4 protein-coding genes are annotated in these 3,438 nt (G+C 67.3%); 1 reads left to right on the top strand and 3 read right to left on the bottom strand.

The genetic code is table 11. The features are described from left to right. On the top strand, positions 1-174 hold a 174-nt coding region (locus tag G3N93_RS36540), incomplete at its 5' end, for a CinA family protein (protein WP_206135197.1). Between the two features lie 39 nt (positions 175-213). Here G3N93_RS36540 and G3N93_RS36545 read toward each other — a convergent pair. From G3N93_RS36545 to G3N93_RS36555, 3 genes are all read right to left on the bottom strand, one after another. Then, entirely contained in the window at positions 214-1,272 is a 1,059-nt protein-coding gene (locus G3N93_RS36545; protein ID WP_206135195.1) for a haloacid dehalogenase-like hydrolase, read from the bottom strand. 231 nt (positions 1,273-1,503) lie between these two features. After that, a complete protein-coding gene (gene pyrF / locus G3N93_RS36550) occupies positions 1,504-2,331 on the bottom strand; it encodes an orotidine-5'-phosphate decarboxylase (RefSeq protein WP_011350899.1) in 828 nt (275 codons plus the stop codon). A 39-nt stretch (positions 2,332-2,370) separates the two neighbouring features. Further along, entirely contained in the window at positions 2,371-3,300 is a 930-nt protein-coding gene (locus tag G3N93_RS36555) for an aldose 1-epimerase (protein ID WP_374196543.1), read from the bottom strand. Positions 3,301-3,438 lie beyond the last annotated feature (138 nt).

The following is a 3,438-nucleotide window of genomic DNA, read 5'->3' on the forward strand; positions in this document are numbered from 1 at the left end:
CCCGGCGGCAGCGAGAAGAAGCCGGTCGGCACCGTGTCGTTCGGCTGGAGCAACCGGCTGCATACCGACGTCGAGACGCTCGTGTTCAAGGGCGACCGCGACCAGATCCGCACGCAGGCGGCCGCGCATGCGCTGCGCGGGCTGCTGAAGCTGCTCGACGAGCGCGAGAGCTGATCGGACCGGGGGCGCCCGCCGGCTCCCCCGCCTGCCCGCTTACTGGATCGCGTCGGGCTTCACGACGATCCAGTTCTTGTCTGCCGTCACCGGCAGGCCGAGCGATTTCTGCTGCGCGGCCGATTCGTCCGACCACGCGCGGATCTGCGCCATCTGCTTGTCCTTCTTGTTCACCCACACCCGCACGCCGCCGCGCGCGATGTCGGTCGCGTTCAGCAGCATGTAGCCGTCGGACGTCGGCGTGTCGCCCGCGACGAGCACCGGCTTCTTCCACTGGTCGATCCAGCCAACGATCGAGCCGAGCTTGCCTTCGTACCACGTCATCGGGTTCATCAGGAACGGCGTGATCACCAGGCTGCGGTTTGCGGCCTCGTCGTACTTGCCCGCCTTGATCTGCAGCCGCGATGTGGTCAGCGCGCCCGTCGCCGGGTTGCGCAGCAGCGTCGTCACGCCGATCACGTCCTGCGGCTTCACGTTGTAGCCGTACTTCGGGTCGGACAGCACGAGCCGCGCGAGCTCCTCGTGCGCAGCCGTCATCACGTAGACCTCGATCCCGTTCTCGCGCAGCGCGTTGTACAGCTCCTGCATCCCGCGGAAGAAATGCGGCGGGTTCACCGTGCCGTCGACCACCTTGTCGCCCTGCCAGTAGCGGATCGGGATCGGCTTGCCGTCGGCGAGCATCGCGTCGACGTGGCGCTTCAGGTCGGCCAGCGACTGGCCGGCGAACGCCTGCGCGATCCACGGGTAACAGACCAGGTCGTCGATCTCGCAGAGCCGGTAGTAATAGCTCGTCAGCGATTCCTTGTAGTCGGCTGAATCCTTGAACGGGATCAGCTTCAGCGATGGGTCGAGCGTGTCGCGCGTCAGCACGCCGCGGTTCTCGAGATACGGCAGCAGCGACTCCTCGAGGTCGTAGCGGTAGGTCGTGTTGTCGGCGTCGAACACCGCGTAATCGCCGCGGTGCGCGTGCGCGGCGATCATCGCATTCAGCGCCTTCGCGCTGTCGGCCGGCCAGTGCGAGAGATCCGCCGCATGGGCGAACGTCATGCACAGCGATGCGGCAAATGCGCTCAGAAGACGGCGGGACAGCTTAGGCATGGCGTCACTCCCTTTCTTGACATTTTCGTTACGGATCGATGACAAGCGGGAGCATCGCGCGACTAAATTGCGGGCATGCGGTGCGGAAGCGACGGGAAGTTGTCCGCGTGCGCCAGTGCGGGCCGGGCGGGCCGGGCGGGCGGAGGAGCGGGAAAATTCGAGGGAAGCGGCGAGCTCGCGCGAGGGAGCCCGCCGGAACCGTCTGCCCGGGCGGGCAGACAGTACAACCGATCAACGATGCGCGTTGATCGTGTCGCGGGTCTTCTGCGCGGCGAGCGCCGCGGCTTCGGCGAAATCCTCGCCCTTGCTCGCGTACAGGATCGCGCGTGACGAGTTGATCATCATGCCGGTGCCGTCAGCCGTGCGGCCCGCGTTGACGGTCGCCTGCACGTCGCCACCCTGCGCGCCGATGCCGGGAATCAGGAGCGGCATGTCGCCGACGATCCCGCGCACGATCTCGATTTCCTTCGGGAAGGTCGCACCGACCACGAGGCCGAGCTGGCCGTTCTTCGCGTTCCACTTGTTCGCCGCGAGGTCGGCGACGACCTGGTACAGCGGGCGGCCGTTCGTGTCGAGGAACTGCAGGTCGGAGCCGCCCGGGTTCGACGTGCGGCACAGCACGATCACGCCCTTGCCTTCGTGCTCGAAGTACGGCTCGACCGAGTCGTAACCCATGTACGGGTTCACCGTGACGGCGTCCGCTCGATAGCGCTCGAACGCTTCGCGCGCGTACTGCTCGGCCGTGCTGCCGATGTCGCCGCGCTTCGCGTCGAGGATCACCGGCAGGCCCGGATGCTGGAGGTGGATGTGCGCGATCAGCCGCTCGAGCTGGTCTTCCGCGCGATGCGCGGCGAAGTAGGCGATCTGCGGCTTGAACGCGCTCGCGTATTGCGCGGTCGCGTCGACGATCTGCCGGCAGAATTCGAAGATCGCGTCGGGCTGGCCGTCGAACTGCACGGGGAAACGCGACGGCTCGGGATCGAGGCCGACGCACAGCAGCGAATTGGTGCGCTGCCACGCGGCGCGCAGCGATTCGATGAAAGTAAGCGGGGAAGACATGGCGGGTACTCGCGGCAAACCGTTGGTAGACCGCGTATTTTACCCGCGTCGCCGGCGCGCCTCGCGTGTCGCGGCATTGCTGCGTGCATCGGCGCGCTCGACGGTGAACGCGAAACGCCGCGTGAGCCGCTCGCCGGGCGCCAGCAGCGTCATCCCGTGCGCGGTCGCGCCGCCCGGCAGGTTCACCGCATTGATCGGATGATCGACCGGCTCGAAGCAGAAGAAATCCTCGCCGGGCGGCGTATAGAGCACGTACGCGTCGGCATCGGCCGCCACCGTCAGCGACAGCCCGCGGCGCGGCCAGCTCACCGTCGCGTGGCCGCCCCAGCCGGTGAACGCATGATTGACCAGCGCGGCCGGCAGCGGATATGCGACGCCGAACTGCCAGGCCGGCGGCACGCTCACGTGCCGCACCGGCAGGAAATCCGCGCCCGACAGCCACAGCCCGCCGGCGGCCGCGGCCAGTTCGGTCGCGGTATCGCGCACGAGGAACGGATGCACACCGAGCCCGAACGGCAGCCGCGCACGCCCCGCGTTCTCGATCGTCAGCGCGATCGACAGCGTCGCGTCGTCGAGCTCGAACGACTGGATCGCGCGGAACGCATACGGCGCGCCGGCGGTGCGGTCGAGCGACAGTTGCAGCGACGTGCCGGTCGCATCGTCCACCTGCCACGGCGCGAGCCAGCCGTCGCCGTGGATCGGCAGCGGCTCGTCGCGACGGTTACGCGGCACCGCGACGTTGCGCCCGTCGCATTCGAACCGCCCGTCGCCGATCCGGTTCGAGTAAGGCAGCAGCGGATAGCACGCGAGTTCGTTCGGGTCCGTCGCCGTCTCCGGGTGCTCGCAGCGGCGGAACACCGGCATCAGCGCACCGTTGTCGCCGCGCCAGTCGAAGCGCGCGATGCCGCCGCCGAGATGCGCCCGCACGTCGGGCCGCCGCGAAGATCGGACGAGCGCCGTGTTGCGCAAGAGCGTCGCAAGCGCGTAGACTACGGTCGGTGCCCGCGTTCTGAATAAAAAAAAAATGATATTCTACTCCAATGATCACCACCTGCTCATATTAACGATACCAAATCACCCCCTACAAATTCACATCAACTTCTCAAC

The organism is Burkholderia sp. Se-20378, from assembly GCF_017104665.1.
In the GTDB taxonomy this organism is placed as follows: Bacteria; Pseudomonadota; Gammaproteobacteria; order Burkholderiales; family Burkholderiaceae; genus Burkholderia; species Burkholderia lata.

Bases quoted from the DNA above. Each gene is read 5' to 3' on its own strand.
- pyrF (WP_011350899.1), bottom strand. From the start codon at position 2,331: ATGTCTTCCCCGCTTACTTTCATCGAATCGCTGCGCGCCGCGTGGCAG.
- G3N93_RS36545 (WP_206135195.1), bottom strand. From the start codon at position 1,272: ATGCCTAAGCTGTCCCGCCGTCTTCTGAGCGCATTTGCCGCATCGCTG.